The organism is Micromonospora sp. NPDC005252, from assembly GCF_042872475.1.
Taxonomy (GTDB): Bacteria; Actinomycetota; Actinomycetes; order Mycobacteriales; family Micromonosporaceae; genus Micromonospora.
Genome location: NZ_JBIAKN010000021.1, coordinates 1 through 22,928 on the forward strand (window position 1 = coordinate 1; position 22,928 = coordinate 22,928).

At 75.0% G+C, this 22,928-nt stretch carries 17 protein-coding genes; 14 read left to right on the forward strand and 3 right to left on the reverse strand.

Annotated elements, in window-relative coordinates; translation table 11 throughout:
* Nucleotides 1-135 precede the first annotated feature (135 nt).
* Entirely contained in the window at nt 136-2,112 is a 1,977-nt protein-coding gene (locus ACFYPH_RS29745) for a hypothetical protein (RefSeq protein ID WP_387186397.1), read from the reverse strand.
* On the opposite strand from ACFYPH_RS29745, the gene ACFYPH_RS29750 reads away from it, so the two are divergent.
* Nucleotides 2,101-3,150, forward strand: coding sequence for a hypothetical protein (locus ACFYPH_RS29750; RefSeq protein ID WP_387186435.1), 1,050 nt, complete (start codon nt 2,101-2,103; stop codon nt 3,148-3,150). The genes ACFYPH_RS29745 and ACFYPH_RS29750 overlap by 12 nt on opposite strands.
* Nucleotides 3,147-4,172 (forward strand): HAD-IIA family hydrolase, encoded by a 1,026-nt coding sequence (locus tag ACFYPH_RS29755; RefSeq protein ID WP_387186399.1) that lies wholly within the window; start codon nt 3,147-3,149, stop codon nt 4,170-4,172. Before ACFYPH_RS29750 ends, ACFYPH_RS29755 begins: the two co-directional genes overlap by 4 nt.
* Before the next feature lie 18 nt (nt 4,173-4,190).
* On the opposite strand, the gene ACFYPH_RS29760 is transcribed toward ACFYPH_RS29755, so the two are convergent.
* The gene (locus ACFYPH_RS29760; protein WP_387186401.1) at nt 4,191-4,529 is read right to left on the reverse strand and encodes an SCP2 sterol-binding domain-containing protein; all 339 of its coding nucleotides are present in this window, start codon (nt 4,527-4,529) and stop codon (nt 4,191-4,193) included.
* Nucleotides 4,530-4,640: 111 nt separating this feature from the next.
* On the opposite strand from ACFYPH_RS29760, the gene ACFYPH_RS29765 reads away from it, so the two are divergent.
* The 5 genes from ACFYPH_RS29765 (at nt 4,641) to ACFYPH_RS29785 (ending at nt 11,388) form a co-directional block, all read left to right on the forward strand.
* Nucleotides 4,641-5,390, forward strand: coding sequence for a hypothetical protein (locus ACFYPH_RS29765; protein ID WP_355069043.1), 750 nt, complete (start codon nt 4,641-4,643; stop codon nt 5,388-5,390).
* A 32-nt stretch (nt 5,391-5,422) separates the two neighbouring features.
* Nucleotides 5,423-5,632 (forward strand): hypothetical protein, encoded by a 210-nt coding sequence (locus ACFYPH_RS29770; RefSeq protein WP_355069056.1) that lies wholly within the window; start codon nt 5,423-5,425, stop codon nt 5,630-5,632.
* Between the two features lie 37 nt (nt 5,633-5,669).
* Nucleotides 5,670-6,530 (forward strand): TlyA family RNA methyltransferase, encoded by an 861-nt coding sequence (locus ACFYPH_RS29775; RefSeq protein ID WP_387186403.1) that lies wholly within the window; start codon nt 5,670-5,672, stop codon nt 6,528-6,530.
* A 94-nt stretch (nt 6,531-6,624) separates the two neighbouring features.
* Entirely contained in the window at nt 6,625-7,509 is an 885-nt protein-coding gene (locus ACFYPH_RS29780; protein WP_355139518.1) for an NAD kinase, read from the forward strand.
* A gap of 159 nt (nt 7,510-7,668) precedes the next feature.
* A complete protein-coding gene (locus tag ACFYPH_RS29785) occupies nt 7,669-11,388 on the forward strand; it encodes a S8 family serine peptidase (RefSeq protein WP_387186406.1) in 3,720 nt (1,239 codons plus the stop codon).
* Nucleotides 11,389-11,444: 56 nt separating this feature from the next.
* Here the strand turns inward: ACFYPH_RS29785 and ACFYPH_RS29790 are convergent, their stop codons facing one another.
* Nucleotides 11,445-12,464, reverse strand: coding sequence for a helix-turn-helix domain-containing protein (locus ACFYPH_RS29790; protein ID WP_387186408.1), 1,020 nt, complete (start codon nt 12,462-12,464; stop codon nt 11,445-11,447).
* Between the two features lie 102 nt (nt 12,465-12,566).
* On the opposite strand from ACFYPH_RS29790, the gene recN reads away from it, so the two are divergent.
* The 7 genes from recN (at nt 12,567) to ACFYPH_RS29825 (ending at nt 22,860) form a co-directional block, all read left to right on the forward strand.
* The gene (gene recN / locus ACFYPH_RS29795) at nt 12,567-14,324 is read left to right on the forward strand and encodes a DNA repair protein RecN (protein ID WP_355139611.1); all 1,758 of its coding nucleotides are present in this window, start codon (nt 12,567-12,569) and stop codon (nt 14,322-14,324) included.
* A gap of 119 nt (nt 14,325-14,443) precedes the next feature.
* The gene (steA, locus tag ACFYPH_RS29800) at nt 14,444-15,622 is read left to right on the forward strand and encodes a putative cytokinetic ring protein SteA (protein ID WP_234591007.1); all 1,179 of its coding nucleotides are present in this window, start codon (nt 14,444-14,446) and stop codon (nt 15,620-15,622) included.
* 27 nt (nt 15,623-15,649) lie between these two features.
* A complete protein-coding gene (locus ACFYPH_RS29805; protein WP_355139524.1) occupies nt 15,650-16,591 on the forward strand; it encodes a copper transporter in 942 nt (313 codons plus the stop codon).
* A gap of 73 nt (nt 16,592-16,664) precedes the next feature.
* Nucleotides 16,665-17,531 carry a hypothetical protein gene (locus ACFYPH_RS29810; protein WP_387186410.1) on the forward strand — a complete coding sequence of 289 codons (867 nt, stop codon included), beginning with the start codon at nt 16,665-16,667 and terminating at the stop codon, nt 17,529-17,531.
* Between the two features lies 1 nt (nt 17,532).
* On the forward strand, nt 17,533-19,227 hold the full coding sequence (murJ, locus tag ACFYPH_RS29815; protein WP_355069051.1) for a lipid II flippase MurJ: 1,695 nt from the start codon (nt 17,533-17,535) through the stop codon (nt 19,225-19,227).
* A 31-nt stretch (nt 19,228-19,258) separates the two neighbouring features.
* Entirely contained in the window at nt 19,259-20,416 is a 1,158-nt protein-coding gene (locus tag ACFYPH_RS29820; RefSeq protein WP_355139529.1) for a glycosyltransferase family 4 protein, read from the forward strand.
* Nucleotides 20,416-22,860 carry a hypothetical protein gene (locus ACFYPH_RS29825; RefSeq protein WP_387186412.1) on the forward strand — a complete coding sequence of 815 codons (2,445 nt, stop codon included), beginning with the start codon at nt 20,416-20,418 and terminating at the stop codon, nt 22,858-22,860. The genes ACFYPH_RS29820 and ACFYPH_RS29825 overlap by 1 nt, the downstream gene beginning before the upstream one ends.
* The last annotated feature ends 68 nt before the right edge of the window (nt 22,861-22,928 follow it).

Here is a 22,928-nt window from a genome sequence, read left to right on the forward strand (position 1 = left end):
GGTACTGCACTCGTGAGGGTGTGGGAGAGTAGGACACCGCCGGACAATCTTCCAGTCGAGGGCCGCCCCATCCGGGTCGGCCCTCGACTGCGTAGCGCCATTGGTGGCGCAATCAGGAAGGATGTACCTGTGAGTTCAGGACCGCAGGGCGGAGATCGTCCCCGTCGTTACGAAGACCGCACCGACGGCCCGGCTGGACGCGACCGTGGTGCGCGCCGCGACGACCGGCCCCCGTACCGGGGAGACCGGGACAACGCTGGCGGCGCCCGAGGCGGATACGCCGGCGGTCGTGATGGCGGTTCCCGTGGTGGCGACCGTTCTGGTGCGCCGCGTGAGGGTGGTTTCCGCGGTGGCGATCGCGAGGGTGGCTTCCGCGGTGGTGACCGTCGTGAGGGTGGCTTCCGTGGTGGCGAGCGTGATGGGTCGCGTTCGGGTGCGCCGCGTGAGGGTGGTTTCCGTGGCGGTGACCGCGAGGGCGGTTTCCGTGGTGGCGATCGTCGTGAGGGTGGTTACCAGGGCGGTGGCGACCGTGGCCGTTCCGGCCCGCCCCGCGAGGGTGGCTTCCGAGGCGGTGCCCCGCGTGAGGGTGGCTTCCGTGGTGGCGACCGTGATGGGTCGCGCTCGGGTGCGCCGCGTGAGGGTGGTTTCCGTGGCGGTGACCGCGAGGGCGGTTTCCGTGGGGGCGAGCGCCGTGAGGGTGGTTACCAGGGTGGCGGCGACCGTGGCCGTTCCGGCCCGCCCCGCGAGGGTGGCTTCCGTGGCGGCGACCGTTCTGAGGGCGGCTTCCGTGGTGGCGACCGTCGTGAAGGCGGTTTCCGTGGCGGCGATCGCGATGCCCCGCGTTCCGGCGCGCCGCGTGAGGGTGGTTTCCGTGGCGGCGATCGCGATGCCCCGCGTTCCGGCGCGCCGCGTGAGGGTGGTTTCCGTGGTGGCGACCGTCGTGAAGGCGGTTTCCGTGGCGGCGATCGCGATGCCCCGCGTTCCGGCGCGCCGCGTGAGGGTGGTTTCCGTGGTGGCGACCGCGACGGTGGCTTCCGTGGCGGCGACCGCCGCGAGGGTGGCGGTTTCCGTGGCGGCGACCGTGATGGGTCGCGTTCGGGTGCGCCGCGTGAGGGTGGTTTCCGTGGCGGCGAGCGCCGCGAGGGTGGTTACCAGGGCGGTGGCGACCGTGGCCGTTCCGGCCCGCCCCGCGAGGGTGGCTTCCGCGGCGGCGACCGCGAAGGTGGCTTCCGCGGCGGCGACCGCGAAGGTGGCTTCCGCGGCGGCGACCGTCGTGAGGGCGGTTTCCGTGGCGGTGACCGTGACGGTGGTTTCCGTGGCGGGGAGCGCCGTGAGGGTGGCTTCCGCGATGGCTCCCGCTCCGGTGCGCCGCGCGATGGTGGTTTCCGCGGCGGTGACCGCGAGGGTGGTTTCCGGGGCGGTGACCGCCGTGAGGGCGGCTTCCGCGGCAGCGACCGTGATGCCCCGCGTTCCGGCGCGCCGCGTGAGGGTGGCTACCAGGGCGGTGGCGACCGTGGCCGTTCCGGCCCGCCCCGCGAGGGTGGCTTCCGTGGCGGCGACCGCGAGGGCTTCCGTGGCGGAGACCGCGACGGCTCCCGTACGCCGCGCGAGGGTGGCTTCCGTGGTGGTGACCGTCGTGAGGGTGGTTACCAGGGCGGTGGCGACCGTGGCCGTTCCGGCCCGCCTCGCGAGGGTGGCTTCCGTGGCGGCGACCGCGACGCCGGCGGCTTCCGCGGCGGCGAGCGTGGTGGCTCGCGCCCGGGCGCACCGCGCGAAGGCGGTTTCCGTGGCGGCGACCGCGAGGGCGGTTTCCGTGGCGGCGACCGTCGTGAGGGCGGGGCGCCCCGCGAGGGCGGTTTCCGGGGCGGTGACCGCCGCGAGGGTGGCTTCCGCGGTGGTGAGCGTGACGGTGGCTTCCGGGCGGACGAGCGGCCCCGTCGCGAGGGCGACTTCCGGCGCGACGACCGTGGCGCGGGCTCCGAGTCGTCCGAGGGTGGGCGCAGCCTGGCCCCGGTGTTGCCGGACGACATCGTCGCGACCGACCTTGACAAGGACGTCCGTGCCGAGCTGCTCTCGCTGAACAAGCCGGTCGCCGAGACGGTGGCCCGGCATCTGGTCGCCACCGGTCAGCTGATCGACGAGGACCCGGCCGAGGCGTTGGCGCACGCGCTGGCCGCCCGACGGCTCGCGTCGCGCATCTCCGCGGTCCGTGAGGCGGTCGGCCTGGCCGCGTACCACGCGGGGGAGTGGCAGACGGCGATCGCCGAGCTGCGGACGTACCACCGGATGACCGGGCTGCAGAGTCACCTGGCCGTGCTCGCCGACTGCGAGCGCGCCCTGGGCCGGCCGGAGCGGGCCATCGACCTGTTCCGCGGCGCCGACCAGGCGAAGCTGGACCAGGCCGTCGCGATCGAGCTGCTGATCGTCGCGGCCGGCGCACGGGGTGATCTTGGCCAGAAGGACGCTGCTGTCGCGATGCTCCAGGTGCCGGACCTCACCAGCGAGGCGACGGTGCCGTGGACGGCGCGACTGCGGTACGCGTACGCCGACGCGCTGCTCGCGGTGGGCCGACGTGAGGAGGCCCGCGAGTGGTTCTCCCGCGCCGCCGACGTGGACACCGAGGGCGAGACCGACGCCGCGGAGCGGTTGCTGGAACTCGACGGCGTCGTCATCGAGGGAGATGACGAGGACGAGGCCGAGGAGATCGCCGCGGGCCCGGGTGCGCCCGGCGCGGTGCCGGCCCAGCCGGACACCGACCTGACCGCCGGCGAGGTCCTCGACGCCGACCACCTCGACGACGCCGACGACCTCGACGACGCCGACGACCTCGACGACGCCGACGACCTCGACGACGCCGACGACCTCGACGACGCCGACGACCTCGACGACGAGGACGACGAGAAGTACGACGACGACGACGAGGACGGCGTCGCCGGCCGCTCGGACGAGCACGAGGGCGGCGAGGACGTCGAGGGCGACGACGAAGACGTCGACGCCGACGACCGCCACCCGGACGCGGGCGACATCGCCCCGGCAGCCACCACGGACCGGAGCACGCCCGCCAGCGACGACAGCCGCGCAGGCGGCGCGGTGAGCGGCGACGGAACCGCCCCCACCCGGGGTGACGAGCCGGAGTCGACGCAGCGGTGAGCGCCGACGCCGGGAAGCGGCTGATCGACGGGTACACCCTGGTGGTCTTCGACCTGGACGGGGTGATCTACCTGATCGACCGGCCGATTCCCGGCGCGGTCGACGCGGTGGCTCGGCTGCACGCCGAGGGGCGAGCGGTGGCGTACGCCACCAACAACGCCTCCCGCCGCTCCAGCGACGTGGCCGACCTGCTGACCGGGATGGGCGTGCCGGCGCGGCCGGAGGAGGTGCTGACCTCCGCCGCCGCGTCGGCCGAGCTGCTGCGCGAGCGCCTGCCGGCCGGTGCGCCGGTGCTGGTGGTCGGTGCGGAGGCGCTGCGCGCCGAGCTGCGCGCGGTCGGGCTGACCCCGGTCAGCCGCGCCGACGAGAAGCCGGCCGCGGTGGTGCAGGGCTACGGTCCGCAGGTCGGCTGGGCCGAGCTGGCCGAGGCGTCGATCGCCGTACGGGCCGGGGCGATCTGGGTCGCCACCAACACCGACCGGACGCTGCCCAGCGCCCGGGGCCCGCTGCCCGGCAACGGGTCGCTGGTCGCGGTGCTGCGAACCGCGTTGGACCGCGACCCCGACCTGGTGGTCGGCAAGCCGGAGTCGGCGCTGTTCGAGACCGCCGCCCGACGCGGCGACGGCGGCCGAGCCCTGGTCGTCGGGGACCGGTTGGACACCGACATCGAGGGTGCCCGCCGGGCGGGACTGGACAGCCTGCTCGTGCTCACCGGCGTCAGCGGCGTACCCGAGCTGCTCGCGGCCGAGCCACGACGGCGGCCCACGTACGTCGCGCGGGACCTGGCGGGGCTCTTCGACCCGGCGGCGGCCGTGCAGGTCCCGGGCTCGGCGAACGGCGGCGGCTGGTCCGTCACGGACCGCGACGGGACGCTGGAACTGGCCGGCGCCGGCCGGGATCTGGACGCCCTCGCCGCCCTCTGCGCGGCGGCGTGGTCGGCTCCGGAGCTGCCGGCGATCCGCCCGGTGGGCCCGGACGCGGCTGCCGCGCTGGAGAGCTTCGGGCTGGCCACCGACGGGTGACGCCGCCGAGCGCGCTCGTCAGAGCAGCTTGCGCAGCTTCATCAGGTCGAGCGGGTTGGCCTTGATCGACACCCGGCGGGAGGTGACCGCCTTGGTGACGTCCAGGTCACCGCGGACCAGGGCGAGCAGATCGTCGCTGGACGTGCTCAGCGCGATCTTGGCCTTCGGGTCGTCGCCGTCGGTCAGCTCGACCAGCCGGCCACCGCTGATCTTGCCGTGGAACGCCGTGTCCAGGTCGGTGATCCGGCAGGCCAACGTCCGGTCCAGGTCGATCCGTTCGCGGACCGTCTCGGCGTTGCGGTCCAACCGGGCGGCCAGCTCCTGCAACGCCTGCCGGCACTCGTCCACGCTGGCCACATCTCCCCCTCGCCGATCGCCACGCCGTCCCCGGCACCGTACCGCACGAGACAGTCCGGGGTGCCCGGTAGCGTGACACCTGCAGACCCCGCCCCATGGAAGGACTCAGGCATGCAGGACGCGTGGCGCGCCTACCTCGAACTGGCCCTGGGCCTGGCGGAGGCGCCCCGGAAGAAGGCCCAGGACGCGGTGCGTCGCCTCGTCGGCTCGGGCGGTGCGACCGCCGCCCAGCTGCAGGCTCTCGGCGAGGAGCTGGTCACCACCGGCGCCGCCAACCGGGAGGCGCTGACCAAGCTGGTCCGCTTCGAGGTCGACCGGGCCCTGGGCGCGGTCGGTCTGGCCACCGCCGACGAGGTGGCCGAGCTGACCCGACGGGTGCGCGACCTGGAACGCCAACTGCGCGAGGCGCGCGCCACCGAGGCCCCGCAGCCGGCCGCGCCCTCCACCGGGCCCGCGCCGCAGCCCGATCCGACCCGCGCGGCGCAGCCCGGCAGCGGCCTGGTGCCGTCGGACGGCCCCGCCGGAGCGCCGGTCTCGGCGCCGGTGGCCAGGAAGGCCTCGGACGGCCCCGCCGCAGCGCCGGTCTCCGCGGTGGCCAAGAAGGCTGTCGCCAAGAAGGCGCTGGCCAAGAAGGCTGTCGCCAAGAAGGCCATCGTGAAGAAGCCGCCGGCGACGATCAGCCGGACCGGCGACGACACTCCGACGCCTGTCGTGCAGGACGACGACACCCCTACGCCGCCGGCCGTGCAGGACCACGACACCCCTACGCCGCCGGCCGTGCAGGACCACGACACCCCTACACCGGCGGTCATGCCGGCGAAGAAGGCCGTCCGTAAGCGCCGCCCGGACGGTGACTCGTGAGCGACGGCGCGCGTCCGGGCCCGCCGCCCGGCATGCGCCCCGGCCCGCCCGGAGGCTTCCGGCCCGGCCCGCCGCCCGAGGGCGTCGACGTCGGCGACGACACGGCCCGCCACCCGGCGGTGGACGCGGCCGTGCGGGCCATGGACAACGCGGCGACGCTCGCCCCGGCCGACCAGATCGCGCAGTATGAGGCGGCCTACGAGACGCTGCGCGAAACGCTCGCCACCATCGACCAGACCTGAGCAGGACGACCAGGTCGGACAGACCGGAGAACCACCCATGGCACGTCGCAACCGGCTGGACGCCGAACTCGTCCGCCGCGGGCTGGCCCGCTCGCGTGAGCAGGCCGCCGCGCTGGTCGAGGCCGGCCGGGTCCAGCTGCGCGGAGTGCTCGCGCGCAAGGCCGCCGCGATGGTCGACCCCGCCGATCCGCTGCTGGTCACCGGCGAGGACCCGACCGAGGAGTACGTCTCCCGGGGCGGGCACAAGCTCGCGGGCGCGTTGGCGGCGTTCGAGGCCGGTGGGCTACGCGTCGCCGGGCGGCGCTGTCTGGACGCCGGCGCGTCGACCGGGGGCTTCACCGACGTGCTGCTGCGCGCCGGCGCCGCCGAGGTGGTGGCCGTGGACGTCGGCTACGGGCAGCTCGCCTGGTCGCTGCGCACCGACGAGCGCGTCCGCGTCCTGGAACGCACCAACGTCCGTACCCTCGTCGCGGACGCGATCGGCGGGCCGGTCGATCTGACGGTGGCCGACCTGTCGTTCATCTCGTTGCGGTTGGTGCTGCCGGCCCTGGCCGGCTGCACCCGCGACGACGGCGACCTGGCGCTGATGGTGAAGCCGCAGTTCGAGGTGGGCAAGGAGCGGGTCGGCGCCGGCGGCGTCGTCCGCGACCCGGCGCTGCGCGCCGAGGCGGTGCTCGACGTGGCCGCCGCAGCGGCTCAGCTCGGCCTCGGGTTGACCGACGTGGCGGCCAGCCCGCTGCCCGGGCCCAGCGGCAACGTCGAGTTCTTCGTATGGTTGCGCCGGGACGCACCACCGGCCGACCCGCAGCGCGTGCGGGCCGTGGTGGAGGCCGGGCCAAACGGCCCGACGACGGCCGGCGACGTGCCGGGCGTGGCGGCGGAGGAGGTCGCAGGGTGAACGCGTACAGCGAACGGCGCACGACGGCACGCGGCCGTGCCGGGGCGGCGGCGACGGCAGTGTGCCGTCCGATGGCGGACGGGCGGCCGCTCCGATGAGCCGCACGGCGCTGCTGGTGACCCACACCGGCCGTCGACGCAGCACCCAGCACGCCCGGTCGGTCGCCGCCGACCTCATCGCCGCGGGCTTCGAGGTGCGGGTCATCGCCGAGGAGGCCGACGACCTCGATCTGCCCGGGATGGTTCCGGTCACCGGCCCGGAAGCCGCCGAGGGCGCCGAGATCGTCTTCGCGCTCGGTGGGGACGGCACCTTCCTGCGCGCGGCCGAGCTGGCCCGCCCGGCGAAGGCGCCGCTGCTCGGCATCAACCTCGGCAAGGTGGGCTTCCTCGCCGAGGCGGAGATCAACGATCTGGACACCGCGGTCCGGGACGTCGTCGAGCGCAACTACACCGTGCACGAGCGGCTCACGCTCGACGTCACGGCCGAGTTCGACGGTGGCCCGACCATCGAATCCTGGGCGCTCAACGAGATCAGCGTCGAGAAGGGGGAGCGGGCGCAGATGCTCGAACTCCTCGTCGACGTGGACGGCCGCCCGCTGTCCCGCTACGGGTGCGACGGCGTGGTCTGCGCCACCCCCACCGGCTCCACCGCCTACGCGTTCTCCGGCGGCGGTCCGGTGGTCTGGCCGGAGGTGGAGGCGCTGCTGCTGGTGCCGATCAGCGCGCACGCGTTGTTCAGCCGCCCCCTGGTCACCGCACCCACGTCGACGTTCATCATCACCGTCGACCCGTTCACCACCCTCGCCGTGCTCGCCTGCGACGGCCGGCGGGTCTACGACCTGCCGCCCGGCGCCCGGGTGACGGTGCGTCGAGGCGCCCTGCCGGTGCGCATCGTCCGGCTGCGCGCCCGTCCGTTCACCGACCGGCTGGTCGCCAAGTTCGGTCTGCCGGTGCACGGGTGGCGGGGCAGCCGCCGGTGACTGTGGGGCACACCGTCGGTGTCCGGCGGTTGTCCACCTGACGACATGTCGCCGCTGCGGCGGCGCAAGGCTAGTGACCTGGTTGTGCGCTGCGTCGCAGACTCCGATCGGTCCTCATCTACGGATGGCGGGCCCACCGGAGTTTAAGGAGCGCATCGCATGCACTGGTCCCCCCGCTGGCTCAGCGCTGGCGCGGTCGGCGCGCTGGTGGTCGGCCTCGCCGCACCGGCGTCCGCCGAGCCGCCCGTCCGGCCCACCGGCCCGAGCCTGGGCACGTCCGCCCCGGGCGCCGCGCCCGTCCGCATCACCCTCATCACCGGCGACCAGGTCGAGCTGGCGCCGGCCGCGCCGGGCCGGGTCGCCGCCACCGTACGCCCGGGACCCGGGCGCGAGCGGGTCATCTTCCAGACCCTGGAGGTCGACGGCGGGCTGCGGGTGCTGCCCAGCGACGCCCTGCCCTACGTCTCCAGCGGCGTCCTCGACGCCAACCTGTTCGACGTGCAGGAGTTGGCCGCCGACGGCTACGGCGACGCCGCGCAGGGCGCCCTGCCGCTGATCGTGCGCTACCAGGAGCAGGCGGCCGGCCGGGTCCGGCCGCTCGGCGGCGTCACCGACGCCCGCCCCCTGGAGAGCATCAACGGCGCCGCGTTGCGGGTCGGCAAGGCCGACCTCGGTGGACTGTGGAGCACCCTCGCCGGCACGCCGACGAGCCGGACCACGGCCGCCGCGCCCCGGCTGGGCGGCGGTATCGCCCACGTCTGGCTGGACGGGCGGGTGCACCCGACGCTGGAGCACAGCGTCCCGCAGATCGGCGCCCCGACGGCCTGGGCGGCCGGCCGCGACGGCAGCGGCGTGAAGGTGGCCGTACTCGACACCGGCGTCGACGCCACCCACCCCGACCTGGCCGGACGGATCGCCGAGGCGCGGGACTTCTCCGCCAGCGGCAGCGCCCGCGACGGCCACGGCCACGGCACGCACGTCGCGGCCACCATCGCGGGCAGCGGCGCCGCATCGGCGGGGCTGCGCAAGGGCGTCGCGCCGGGCGCGCGACTGCTGGTCGGCAAGGTGCTCGACGACGGCGGCTCGGGCTACGACTCGGCCATCATCGCCGGCATGGAGTGGGCCGCCCACTCCGGCGCGAAGGTCGTCAGCATGAGCCTCGGCGGCGACCCGACCGACGGCACCGACCCGATGAGCCAGGCGGTGAACGACCTGACCGCCGAGACCGGCGCGCTCTTCGTGGTCGCCGCCGGCAACGCGGGCGCGGCGCGTACCGTCGGCTCGCCGGGCGCGGCCGCGGCGGCCCTCACCGTCGGCGCGGTGGACCGCGACGACAACCTGGCCGAGTTCTCCAGCCGTGGGCCGCGCCTGGGCGACAACGGCCTGAAGCCGGAGATCACCGCGCCGGGCGTCGGCATCGTCGCCGCGCGGGCCGCCGGCACCACCATGGGTACGCCGGTGGGCGACGCCTACACGACCGCGTCCGGCACCTCGATGGCCACCCCGCACGTGGCGGGCGCGGCGGCGATCCTCGCGCAGGACCACCCGGACTGGTCCGCCGGCAAGCTGAAGGACGCGCTGGTCAGCACCACCAAGGCGAACCCGGCGCTGACCGTCTTCGAGCAGGGCGGCGGTCGGGTCGACGTGGCGCGGGCGCTCACGCAGCGGGTGTACGCCTCGGCCACCGCCGACTTCGGCCGGATCACCACCGGTGGCGCGGCGTTGCAGCGCACCGTGACGTACACCAACGACACGACGGGCGAGCAGACCCTGCGGCTGGCCCTGGACCTGCGCAACCTGGACAGCGGCGCGGCCGAGAACGACGGGGTCGCCGTCGCGTCCGGCGAGGTGACCGTGCCGGCGGGCGGCAGCGTGGCGGTGCCGCTGCGCGCCGACCCGGCGAAACTGGCCCGGGGCCCGCACGGGGGATGGCTGGTGGCGACCGGCGCGGACGGCGTCGCCGTGCGCACGCCGGTGGGCCTCACCGTCAGCGGTCCGATCCACGACGTCACGATCAAGGTGCTGGGCCGGCAGGGTCAGTTGACCCTCTCGCCTGCGCTGACCCTCTTCGGTGAGCAGCCCGAGTCGGACTACTGGGGCTGGTGGCCGGGCGAGGGCACCCTGCGGGTCGAGGAGGGCACCTACCTGCTGACCGCGCTGGTCGAGCACGGCGCCCCCCTGGACGAGCAGCTGACCGAGGCCGTCGAGCCGGAGCTGACCGTCGACCGGGACCTGACCGTGGTGCTCGACGCCCGCAAGGGCACGCCGGTGCGGATCGAGACGCCGAAGCCCAGCGAGCAGCGGGCCACGCTCAGCTTCTACGTGCACCGGGTGTTGGGCAACGGCCGGCAGATCGACCACGGCGTCATGGCCTACAGCACCATTCAGCAGGTCAATGTCACGCCGACCCGCCAGGTACGCCAGGGCGAGTTCGAGTTCGCCTCCCGCTGGCAGCTCGTCGCGCCCATGGTGGACGCCACGATCAGCGGGGTGTCCGGCCCGTCGGACATCAACCTGCTGGGCACGTCCCCGGCGCCGACCGGTCGACGGAAGCTGCCGCTGGTCTGGGCCGGCACCGGAACCCCGGCCGAGCTGGCCCGGGTGCGGGGCGCGGCGGCGCTGCTCGCCGCCGACCCGAACCGTAACGAGAATGAGCAGGTGGCCGCGGCGGCGGCGGCCGGCGCCGCGGTGGTGCTGATCGTCCGGCCCGAGGACCAGAGCGCGTGGACGGTCTGGCGGCCGGCGGGGGAGCGGCTGCCAATCCCGGCGATGGTCGTCGCGTACGACGACGGGCAGCGGCTGATCGCGGCGGCGCGCAAGGGCCGGGCGACGCTGGACCTGACGCTGACCGTGGACAGCCCGTACCTGTACGACGTGTGGCAGGTGTCGAAGGGCCGGGTGCCGGAGCGGATCGTGCACACGGTGACCGCGAAGAACACCGCCGAGGTGACCACCAGCTACGGCGACACGGGCGCGGGCTGGGCCACCGAGGAGCGGTTTGGCTGGCGTCCGTGGCAGGAGTACTCCTGGAACGACGACCAGCGCCTGGTCCGCAACGGGACCACCCGGCAGGAGTTCGTCAGCGCCGGGGACTCCTGGTGGCAGCACCGGGTGCTGCACAAGGAGATGTTCATGCAGTGGGGGCAGGTGACCGGTGGGCTGACCCAGGAGCCCCGACGGTACGCCGCCGACGACCGGGAGACCGAGACCTGGCACGCGCCGGTGGTCCGTCCGGCCGTGCCGGCCAGCGGGACGCCGGTGCCCACCCGGACGGGCGACAGCCTGGACGTGCGGGTCCCCGAGTTCGTCGACGCCGACGGGCATTACAGCGTGGCCGGCAACAGCGAGGAGGCGGACACCGTCGAGGCTCGCCTCAGCCGCGACGGTCAGCAGATCGCCGACCTGTCCGGCGGCTGGGCGCCGGTGCCGACCACCGCCGGGGTGGCCCGCTACCGCCTCGACGTGACGACGCGGCGGGCCTCGAACGAGTGGCGTTACGCCACCCGCACCGACACGGCGTGGCAGTTCAGCTCGGCCCGGCCGGCGGGTGACGCCGCCGTGCCGCTGTCGCTGCTGCAGGTGGACTACCGGGTGCCGGCCGACCTGCTCGGCACCGTACCCGGCAACCGGCCGCACCAGCTGGGGCTGACCCTGCGCCAGCCGACCGGAGTCGCCGCGCCGACGGGCACCAGCCTGACGGTGCAGGTCTCCTTCGACGGGGGCGTCACCTGGCGGTCCGCGCCGACCAGAGGGTCGGGGACCCGCTGGACCGCGACCGTGCCGGCCGGGCGCGCAACCGTGTCGCTGCGGGTGCACGCCACCGACCGCAACGGGAACTCCGTCGACCAGACGGTGCTGCGCGCGTACGGGTTGCGCTGACTCCGAGCGTGTCCGGCCGGGCCCGCCGTCGCTTCGGACGGCGGGCCCGGCCGCGTTCAGAGCCAGCCGCGCCGGGCGACCTGGAACGCCAGCCCGGGTCGGGTGTCCACGCCAGCGGCGTCCATCAGGTCGGCGAGGCGGCGCTGCACCGTCCGGCGGCTCACCCCGAGCTGGGAGGCGATGGACTTGTCCGGTACGCCGGCCACGAACAGCGACAGCAGCCGGGCCTCGTCGGCGTCGGGCTGGTAGCCGTCGACCGGACGGTCGTCGGCCTCGTCGCGCCGGATCTCGGTCGCGGTGGCGGCGAGCGGGTCGTCGAGTCGCAGCCGGGTGGCCACCCGCCAGTGGCTCTCGAAGAGGGCGAGCAGCGCGTCGAGCAGTTGGCTGCGGCCGATTATCGCGGCGCTCGGCTCGCCGCCGTCGCGGTCGGCCACCAGCGGGCAGATGGCGGTACGCGCGTCCACGATGGCGAGTCGGACCGGCAGCCGGTCCAGCACGCGGGCCTGCTCGCCGGCGGCCACCCCCTTGGCCAGGTCGGCCAGCGCGCCCGGCTCCAGCAGCAGGTCCCGTTCGTAGATGGCCCGGTAGCTCACCCCGCGGGCCAGCGCGTCGAACTCCTCGACGTTCTCCGGGCCGGCCATGGCGAGGGGGTTCGCCCGGCAGAACCACAGCACCTCGTCGCGGGCCGAGTTCTGCAGGTCACGCAGCCGGTCGCGCAGCACCCGACCGCCCCGGATCACCTCGACCAGGTGGTCCACGTGGTGGCGGCGCAGCCCGGAGCGGTACTCCTCGGCCAGTTGGGTGACCCGGCGCCGGGCCGCCTCCAGGTCCTCCTGGCGGCGCAGCAGCGTCGCGCCGAGGGCGACGTCCGGGGCGGTCGGGCGCAGCGGGGCGTCCGGGTCGTTGTCGGTGGGCTGCACCAGACCCTTGGCCCGCAGCGCCTTGACCTGCTCGACGACCTGCGCCCGGGGCCGTCGCAGCCGGCGGACCAGCTCGTCGACGCGGGCCGTGGTGAGTTGGAGCAGGCAGCGGTAGAGCTCCTCCTCGGCGGGGGTCAGGCCGATCACGTCCGACACGGGGCAAGACTGTACGTCGGTAAGGTGCGGGCCGTGCCGGGGCCCGGCCGTGGGGCCCGTCGGCTGGTCAAGTGTCGGGCCTCGCGTCTACTGTCGGTGGCTGTGCTGGAAGAGCTGCGCATCACCGGGCTGGGCGTCATCGAGGACACCACGCTGCCGTTGACCGGCGGCATGAACGTCATCACCGGCGAGACCGGTGCGGGCAAGACGATGGTGGTGACCGGCCTCGGCCTGCTCTTCGGCGGCCGGGCCGACGCCGGGCGGGTCCGCGCCCAACCCGGTCGGGCGGTGGTGGAGGGGCGGCTGCGGCTGCACGGGCGGGTCGCCGACTCCGTGCACGCGCGGATCACCGAGGCCGGCGGCGAGCCCGACGAGGACGGCTCGGTGCTGCTGAGCCGCACGGTGACGGTGGAGGGGCGCTCGCGCGCCCACGTCGGCGGCCGGAGCATGCCGGTGTCGATGCTCGGTGAGGTCGGCGAGCAGGCGGTGGCCGTGCACGGCCAGTCCGACCAGCTGCGGCTGCTGCGCCCGGCCGAGCAGCGGGCCGCACTGGACCGGTTCGCCGGCCCCGCCCACGAGAAGCTGCTCGACGCGCTGCGCGAGGCGTACACGGGGTGGCGTCGGGTGGTCGACGACCTGGCCGACCGGCGGCGCAACGCCCGCGAGCGCAGCCAGGAGGCCGACCTGCTGCGACTCGGCCTCGACGAGATCACCCGGGTCGATCCGCAGCCCGGTGAGGACGACGAGCTGAAGACCGAGGCGCAACGGCTGGAGCACGCCGAGGGCCTGCGGACAGCCGCGCAGATCGCCCAGCAGTGCGTGGCCGGTGGCGTGGAGGTTGCCGACGAGACTCCGGACGCGGCGGCGCTGCTCGGCACCGCCCGGCGGACCCTGGAGGCGCAGTCCGGCACCGATCCGGCGCTCGGTGAACTGGCCGCCCGCCTGGAGGAGGCGGCCACGCTGGTCACCGACGTGTCCGCGGAGCTGTCGACGTACCTGGCGGCGCTGGACGCGGACCCGGCCCGGTTGCAGCACGTCTACGAGCGGCGGGCGGCGCTGCGCGCGTTGACCCGTAAGTACGCCGACGACGTCGACGGGGTGATCGCCTGGGCCGATCGGGCGCGCACCCGACTGTCCGACCTGGACATGTCCGACGACGTGCTCGACGAGTTGGAGCGGGAGGGTCAGCGACTCGCCGTCGAGGTGGCCGACCTCGCCGGCCGGGTGTCCGCTTCCCGGCAGGAGGCGGCGGTCCGCTTCGCCGACCAGGTCACCGTCGAGTTGGCCGGTCTGGCCATGCCGCACGCGCGGATCGAGGTGGCGGTGCTGCCCCGTCCGGCCGGGCGGGCCGAGCCGACGCTCTCGGTCAACGGCGTCGAGGTGGGTGTCACCCCGGACGGTGGTGACGAGGTGGAGCTGCGGTTGCTGGCCCACCCGGGCGCGCCGTCGCTGCCGTTGCAGCGCGGCGCCTCCGGCGGTGAGCTGTCCCGGGTGATGCTCGCCATCGAGGTGGTGTTCGCCGGCTCGGGCGGCCCGCCGACGTTGGTCTTCGACGAGGTCGACGCGGGGGTCGGCGGGCAGGCGGCGGTGGAGATCGGCCGCCGGCTGGCCCGGTTGGCCCGCAGCCACCAGGTGCTTGTCGTCACGCACCTGCCGCAGGTGGCCGCGTTCGCCGACCGGCACCTGGTGGTGGCGAAGGACACCGGCGGCGCGGTGACGACAAGCGGGGTACGCGTGGTGGAGGACACCGAGCGGGCCCGGGAGTTGGCGCGCATGCTGGCCGGTTTGCCCGATTCAGATCTGGGTATCGCCCACGCCGAGGAGCTGCTGGCCGTGGCCGCCAAGGAAAGGCGGTTGTGACGCCGCGTATTGTGAGCGCAAGCACACCGGCTTGTGCCGACGTGTGCTTCCCTGGGTAGGCGGCCCTGCTCAGGCATGTCGCGACAGAAAAGCCTGCCTCACATGCCAGGATGGTCACGATGCGTCTACCCACGTTGCGCCGGAACCGAAACGCGGAGCCGGGCAGAGTCCTCGGCACCGCGCGCCTTGATCGCCGGACGAAACGGCTGGTCGGGCGGCTGCGCCCCGGTGACATCGCGGTCATCGACCACGTCGACCTGGACCGGGTGGCGGCCGACTCGTTGGTCGCTGTCGGTGTCGCGGCGGTGCTCAACGCCAAGCCGTCGGTCTCCGGCCGCTACCCCAACCTCGGGCCGGAGGTGCTGATCGCCGCCGGCATCCCGCTCCTGGACGATCTCGGGGAGGGCGTCTTCGAGCGGATCCGCGAGGGCGACCAGGTCCGGATCGAGGGCAACACCGTCTTCGCCGGCGAGGAGCCGGTGGCGCACGGCACCCTGCAGGACGCCGAGTCGGTCGCCAAGGCGATGTCCGACGCCCGGGAGGGGCTGTCGGTGCAGTTGGAGGCGTTCGCCGCCAACACGATGGACTACCTGCGCCAGGAACGCGACCTGCTGCTCGACGGCGTCGGCGTTCCGGACATCCAGACCCAGATCCAGGGCCGGCACTGCCTGATCGTGGTGCGCGGCTACGACTACAAGGCCGACCTGGACGTGCTGCGCCCGTACATCCGGGAGTTCAAGCCGGTGCTGATCGGCGTGGACGGCGGCGCGGACGCGCTGGTCGAGGCCGGGTACACCCCTGACATGATCATCGGTGACATGGATTCGGTCACCGACGACGTGCTGCGCTGCGGCGCCGAGGTGATCGTGCACGCCTACCCCGACGGGCGGGCGCCCGGCCTGCCCCGGGTCAACGGCCTCGGCGTCCCGGCCATCACCTTCCCGGCCGCGGCGACCAGCGAGGACCTGGCGATGCTGCTGGCCGACGAGAAGGGCGCGTCCCTGCTCGTCGCGGTCGGCACCCACGCCACGCTCGTCGAGTTCCTGGACAAGGGGCGCGGCGGAATGGCCTCCACGTTCCTGACCCGGTTGAAGGTCGGGGGCAAGCTGGTCGACGCCAAGGGGGTGAGCCGGCTCTACCGGCAGAGCATCTCCGGCTCGTCGCTGCTGCTGCTGGTGCTCTCGGCGATCGCGGCGATGGCCTCCGCGGTGGCCGTCTCCACCGTCGGGAAGGCGTACCTGGGTGTGGTCGCCGAGTGGTGGGACAATTTCGTGTTCCAGCTGTACCGGCTCTTCTAGTTCCCGACCGATCAAGAGGCTGCAAGCGTGATCAACTTCCGCTACCACGTGGTGTCCCTCACCGCGGTGTTCCTGGCTCTGGCGATCGGTCTGGTGGTCGGCACAGCCGCCCTCAACGGCCCGGTCGCCGACTCGCTCAAGGAGCAGGTCACCGGTCTGCGCAAGGACAACCAGCAGTTGCGTCAGCAGGTCAACAGCATGGAGAAGCAGCTCGGTCTGGAGGAGGAGTTCGCCGAGCAGGTGTCCCAGGTCGTCCTGCCGGGCACCCTCACCGGGCGCCGGGTGGTGGTGCTCAGCCTGCCCAACGGGCGCGACCACACCGAGGGCGTGCTCAAGAAGCTCCAGCTCGCCGGCGCCACCATCACCGGCCGGGTCGACCTGCAGGACAAGTTCATCAACCCGGACAACAACTCCAACCTGCTGGAGTTGGCCGTCACCGCCGCGCGGCCGACCGCGCAGACCACCGGCCTGCCGGGCAACGGCCACGGCGTGGAGACCTCCAGCGCGCTGCTGGCCAGCGTCCTGCTGGACCGGGCGCAGGGCACCGCGCCGGTCAGCGACGCCGACCGGCGGGCGGTGCTCGCCGCGTACAACAACGCCGGCTACCTGACCACCGACAACAACAAGGTCACCGGGCCGGCCGAGGCCGTCGTCGTGGTCAGCGGGCAGCCGTACGTCGACAAGGACTCCGAGAAGCGGGACGAGTCGGTCGTCAAGATCGCCGAACAGTTCGACCGGACCGGGTCGATCGTGGTGGGCGGCAACGGCTCCGCCGGTGGCAACGTGGTGTCCGTGGTCCGCGGTGACCCGGTGCTGTCGCAGACCATCTCCACGGTCGACAACGCCAACACCGTGCAGGGCCAGCTGGTCACCAGCCTCGCCCTGGTGCAGCAGCTCACCGAGAAGAAGGCCGGCCAGTACGGCGTCGGCGACAATGCCGCGTCCCTGCTGCCTAGACTGCCCCAGTGAGCGAACGACGTACCCCGGTGTCCGGAACCGACGCGCCTGAGCGGGCGACCCTGCGCCCGAGCGAGGTGGCGGCGTGAGGATGCTGGGCCGGCTGCTGATCGCCGGGGCCGGTGCCGCCGCCGCCCGGTACGCCCTCCGCGAGGTGCGGACCGCCCCGGTGGGGCCGGCGCTGGAGCGCACCAACTTCCGGGGCCGGACGGTGACCCTGGCGGCCGGGCCGGCGCTCGCCGCCGGTGCGACAGCCGCGGGCGTGTTCGGCGCCACCAGCGCCGCCTCCGGTGGCGCCGCCCTGGTCGCCGGCCTCGGCGCCGGCGGTGTCGGGCTCTACGACGACGTGGTCGGAGCACGTCCGGAGCAGAAGACGGCCAAGGGCTTCGCCGGGCACCTCGCCGCGCTGCGCGAGGGACGCGTCACCGCCGGACTGGTGAAGATCATCGGGGTGGGCGCCGCCGGGCTGGGCGCGGCCGCGCTGCTCGCCGCCGACCCGCGGGTCGCCGCGCACCCGCGCCGGCAGCGCCACGGCGCCGTCGGCCGGGGGGTCGACGTGCTGCTCGGCGCCGGGGTGATCGCCGGCACCGCCAACCTGCTCAACCTGCTCGACCTGCGGCCCGGCCGGGCCATCAAGTCCGGGCTGCTGCTGGGCGTGCCGCTGGCCGGTGGCCCGCACGGCGGGATCGCGGCCGGCGCGGCCGGCGCCGCCGCCGGCCTGCTCCGCGACGACCTGTCCGAGGACGTCATGCTCGGCGACAGCGGCGCGAACGCGCTCGGCGCCCTGCTCGGCGTCGCGCTCGCCGCCCGCAGTGGCCCTCTCGGCCGGGCCGGTCTGCTGGCCGTGCTCGCCGGGCTCACCGCCGCCAGCGAGAAGGTCAGCTTCACGGCGGTGATCCAGCGAACCCCGGGCCTGCGGCAGCTCGACGCACTGGGCCGACGCGCCGACTGACGTGACCAGACCGGCACCCCTCGCCGGCGCCGGCCGGCTGGCCGGGGCAGCCGCGCTCATCGCCGTCCTCACCGTGCTCAGCCGGCTCGCCGGCTTCGGCCGTACCGCCGTGTTCACCTGGAGCCTCGCCCCGACCGACCTGGGCGGCGCCTACGTGGTGGCCAACGCGGTGCCGAACTTCATCTTCGAGATCGTCGCCGGTGGCGCGCTGGCCAGCCTCGTCGTACCGCTGCTGGCCGGGGCGGTCGAGGCCGGCGACCGCACGGCGGTCGCCCGGACCACCGGCGCGCTGCTGACCTGGACGCTTGCCCTGCTGGTGCCGCTCGCGCTGGTCGTGGTGCTCTTCGCCGGCCCGGTGGTCGAGTCGCTGGGCCACCACCTGACCGACGCCCAGCAGCAGAGCGGCGTACGGATGCTGCGGGTCTTCGCGCCGCAGCTGCCGCTGTACGGCGTCGGCATCGTGCTCACCGGGGTGCTCCAGGCGCACCGGCGCTTCGCCTGGCCGGTGCTCGCCCCACTGCTGTCCAGCCTCACCGTGATCGTCGTCTACCTGGGGTTCACCGCCACCCAGGGCCGGTACGCCACAGTCGCCGGGGTGAGCCCCGGCGGCGAGCTGCTGCTCTCCGCCGGCACCACCCTGGGCGTGGTGACGCTGTCGCTGTCGCTGCTCGTCCCGGTGCGCCGGCTGCGCCTGGGGTTGCGGCCCGGGTTCGGGTTCCCCGCCGACGCGCGGGCCCGGGTCGGCGCGTTGGCGGTGGCGGGCGCGGTCACCGTCACCACGCAGCAGATCGCCCTGATCGTCAGCCTGAACCAGGTCACCGCGGGCGCGCGCAGCAACCCGGGCGTCTACAACCTGGCGCAGACCGTCTACCTGCTGCCGTGGGCGGTGCTCGCGGTGCCGCTGGCCGTGGCGGCCTATCCGACGCTCGCGGCGGCGCGGTCGGCCGGCAACGAGGACGGCTACCGGGCGACCCTGGCGCCGGCCGTGCGCGGGGTGCTGCTGTTCAGTTGCCTCGGCGCGGCCGCGCTGGTCGGGACCGCGGGGCCCGTCGGGCACTTCTTCTTCCCCGCGTCCACCGCGCCGACCGCCGCCGCCGCGATCATCGGGTACGCCCCGGGCCTGGTCGGCTACGGCCTCTTCGCGATCCTCACCCGGGCGCTCTACGCGCGCGGGGAGACCCGGGCGGCGACCGCCGCGACCGCCGTCGGCTTCCTGGTGGTGCCGCCCGTCGTCCTGCTGCTCGGTGCGATCCTGCCGTTGACCGACCGGGTGCTCGCCGTGACGTCCGCCAACTCGGTGGGCATGGTGGTGCTCGGCGTGTTGCTCGTCACGGCGGTGCTGCGCAGCGCCGGCCGGCCGGCGCTTGCCGGCGCGGCGCGCGCCGGTGTGGCCGGTGGCCTCGCCGGGCTGCTCGCCGCGCTCGCCGGGCTGGGCGTGAGCCGCTGGCTCGACAGGCTGGACGGCGGCACCCCGACGACGGCCGCGGCACTCGGTCAGGGCATGCTGTCCGGGGTCTTGGTCGGTGTCGTGTTCCTCGTCGTGGTCTGGTTCGTCGACCGGCGGGACGTACGGCCGCTACTGACCGGGGTGGTACGCCGCCTCGGCCGGCGAGGGCCGCGGGGCCGGGCCGGCACGTCGACGCCGGGCGCGGTCCCCCCGGAGCGGGGCGACGGGAAGGAGACGGCGGTTCGGTGAGCGTTGTCAACACCAACCGGCGGTGGCCGGCATGACGGAGACAAACGGCTGGTCGGGCTCCGTGGCGCTGCTGCTGGCTTCCAGCACCGGCGGGGTCGGCCAGCACGTCCGCTCGGTGGCGCGCGGGCTCGTCGCGGCCGGTGCCACCGTGCTGGTCTGTGGGCCGGCGGCCACGCAGGAGCAGTTCGACTTCACCGGCGTCGGCGCGCGTTTTGAGCCGGTGGAGATCCCGGCCAGCCCGACCCCCGCCGACGCGCGGGCGGTGCTCGCCCTGCGGCGGGCGCTCGCCGCAGCCCGCGTCGACGTGGTGCACGCGCACGGCCTGCGCGCCGGTCTCGTCGCCGTGCTGGCCCGTCCGTCCGCCCCGCTGATCGTGACCTGGCACAACGCGGTCCTCGTGGGCGGCCTGCGCGGCGGGGCCTCGCGGCTCGTCGAGCGGGTGGTCGCCCGGGGCGTCCGGGTGGCTCTCGGCGCCTCCACCGATCTGGTCGAGCGGGCCGCCGCGCTGGGCGCCGCCGACGCCCGACTCGCCCCGGTCGCCGCCCCGACGCTGCCCGCGCCGCGTCGACGCCGCGCCGCCGTGCGCGCCGAGTTCGGCGTACGACCGGAGCAGCCGTTGCTCGTCTCGGTGGGGCGGCTGCACCCGCAGAAGCGCTACGACGTGCTGATCGACGCGGCCGCCCGCTGGCGTACGCGTACCCCGCCGCCGGTCGTGGTGATCGCCGGGAGTGGCCCGGCGTACCTGCCGCTGGCCGCGCGGACCTCGGCAGCCCGAGCCCCGGTGACCCTGCTGGGGCACCGCACCGACGTGGCCGACCTGCTCGCCGGCGCCGACCTCGCGGTGGTCACCAGCGACTGGGAGGCCCGGCAGTTGTTCGCCCAGGAGGCGATGCGGGCCGGCGTGCCGCTGGTGGCGACCGCGGTGGGTGGCCTGCCGGAGCTGGTCGGCGATGCCGCCGCGCTGGTCCCCGCCGGTGACGTGGACGCGGTCGACGCGGCGGTGCGCGCGCTGCTGGACGACCCGGAGGCCCGGGCCGAGCTGGGCCGGCGCGGCGCCGAGCGGGCGGCGACGTGGCCCACCGAGACGGACACGGTGGCCGTACTGGCGGCCCTCTACGCCGAACTGACCGCCCGTTCGACTCCTCCGGCGGCCCCCGGCTCCGACGCGCCGATGACGGGACACCGGTGATGCTGCGTCGACTCGCTCCCGCCCTGTTGACCGTGCTCGTGGTGGTGTTGGGCGTCACCGCGCTGTCCGCCCGGCCACCCCAGGGCACCCCGCAGCGCACCGCCGACTTCGTGGTGCTCGCCGGGATCGCCGGGCTGCGCTGGGAGGACGTCGACCAGCAGAGCACCCCGACGCTGTGGCGGATGGCCCGGGACGGCTCGATCGGCTCCCTGTCGGTGCGGTCCGCGCACCGGCCCACCTGCCCGGTCGACGGGTGGCTGACCCTCGGCGCGGGGAGCTTCGCCGCGTGGAACGGCACCCGGCCCGACGGCGGCTGCCCGCCCGCCGGCGTGGCCGTGGAGCAACCGGACGGGATCGGCGCGAACCTGCCCGACCAGGAGAGCGTGGTCCAGTACAACCAGCAGCGGCTGCCCTGGGGCACCATGCCCGGGTCGCTGTCGGAGTCGGTGCGCTGCTCGGTCGCCGTGGGTCCGGGCGCCGCCGTGGCCGCCGCCCGCCCGTTCGGCCGGGTCGACAGGTACGCCGCGGGGCTGCCGGCCGATCCGCGCCGGCTGCTCGGCTCGTGCGTGCTGAGCATCGTCGACCTCGGCACGGTCGAGGGGACCGACCCGGTGGCGCGTGCCGAGCAGGCGCGGGCCGCCGACGCCCAGTTGGCCCGGGTCCTGGCCGCCCGGCCGGAGCGGTCGCTGGTGTTGGTGGCCGGAATCTCCGACACCGAGCAGCCGTCGCGGCTGCACGTGGTGGTCGCGGACGGGCCGGGCTGGGAGCGGGGTTGGCTCACCTCGGCCAGCACCGGCCGCGACGGTTACCTGCAACTTGTCGATCTCGCGCCGACGGCGCTGACCGCGCTGGGACGGCCGATGCCGGAGCGGTTGTTCCTTGGCCGGCCGGCGGTCAGCACCGGCGGCCGCCCGTCCGACCTGACGGAGGCGATCAACGCGCCGGCGGACGCCGACCGGGAGGCGACGGCCCAGCGGGCCGTCTCCGGCCGGTTCTTCGCCCTGCTCGCCGGGCTTCAGGTGCTGCTGGCCCTGGCGGTGCTGCCGTTGCTGCGCCGGGCCCGACCACACGCCGGCCCGGCCGGCCCGACCCCGGTCTCCGCCCGCGTCGTGGCGGTGGTGGAGTTGCTGCTGGTGGCGGCCGCGTTGGCCGTTCCGGCCGCGCTGCTCGCCGACGCCGTGCCCTGGTGGCGGGGCGAACACCCCGGATGGATCTTCGGCGCGGTCACCGCGCTGCTGGTCGCGGGGGGCACCGCGGCGGTCCGGTTCGCCCCCGGGTACGCGAACACGCTCGGCCCGTTCGGCGCGGTGGCCGGCCTCACGACCCTGACCGTCGGGCTGGACGTGCTCACCGGGTCGAGCCTGCAGCTCAACAGCGTGGTCGGCTACTCGGCGTTGCAGGGTGGCCGGTACGCCGGGCTGAGCACCGTCGGGCTGGGAGTGTTCCTCGCCGGCGCGCTGGTGACCGGCGGGTGGTTCGGCCAGCGGGTGCACCGCCGCTGGCGGCCGGCCGTGATGGTCGCCGTGGGCGGTCTCGCCGTGGTGGTGGTCGGCAGCCCGTACCTGGGCGCCGACCCGGTCGGCGCGATCGCGCTGACCGCCGGGCTGAGCGTGGCCGCGGCGATCAGCGCCGGCGGCTGGCTGACCATCACCCGACTGGCGTGGGCCACCATGGCCGCCCTGGCGGTCGGCATCGGCTTCGCCGTGGTCGACCTGCGACGGCCTGCGGCCGAGCGGGGGAGCCTCGGCCGGTTCCTGTCCGCGGTGGCCGACGGCACCGGCGGGTTCACCGTGCACCGGTCCAGCACGGCGAACTTCGAGACGTTGGTGAACAGCCCGTTGACCGTGCTGGCGCTGGCCGGTGGGCTGCTGGTGTGGTTCGCCCTGCTGCAGCCGTGGGGCGGGCTGCTGCGGCTGTTCGGCATCTACCCGGCGATCCGGGCCGCGCTGGGCGGCACGGCGGTCGCGGCGGTGCTGGGTGGCGTGCTCGACGGCGCGGCGCTGGACGTGGCGGGCGCCGCTGCCGCCCTGGTGGTGCCGATGGCCGCGCTGGCGTCGCTGCGCGTGCTCGGGCATGCCGCCGACCGGACCCGCCCGAACACGGGCCGTGCCCGGGAGAATGGGGCCGACGACGACTCGGGCTCCGGTGGCGACGGGCCAGCCGGGGGAGGCGACGGTCCGACCGGTGGCGGTGGACCGCTGGGCGCGGGTCACCCCCGGCCGATCGGCGGCCCGCCCGCAGCGCCCCCACGAGTGGTCGTGCTGCCCCCGGGCCCGGACGCGCCCGTGGGCACTCCGGTGGTCGACGGGCCCGCCCAGTCGCCGCCGGAGCGTCCGGCGGCGGACGCGGCGACCGGGGCGCCCTCCGCGCCGGCGCAGCGACGATCGGCGGACACCCCGGCCGCGCCGGTCACCCGGCCATCGACCGAGGTTGCCGCTTCCTGACCGCCGGACGTCGTCCTGGTGACCCGGCGCTGTCCCACCCGGGGTGCGGCCTGCGAGTACCCGCCGCA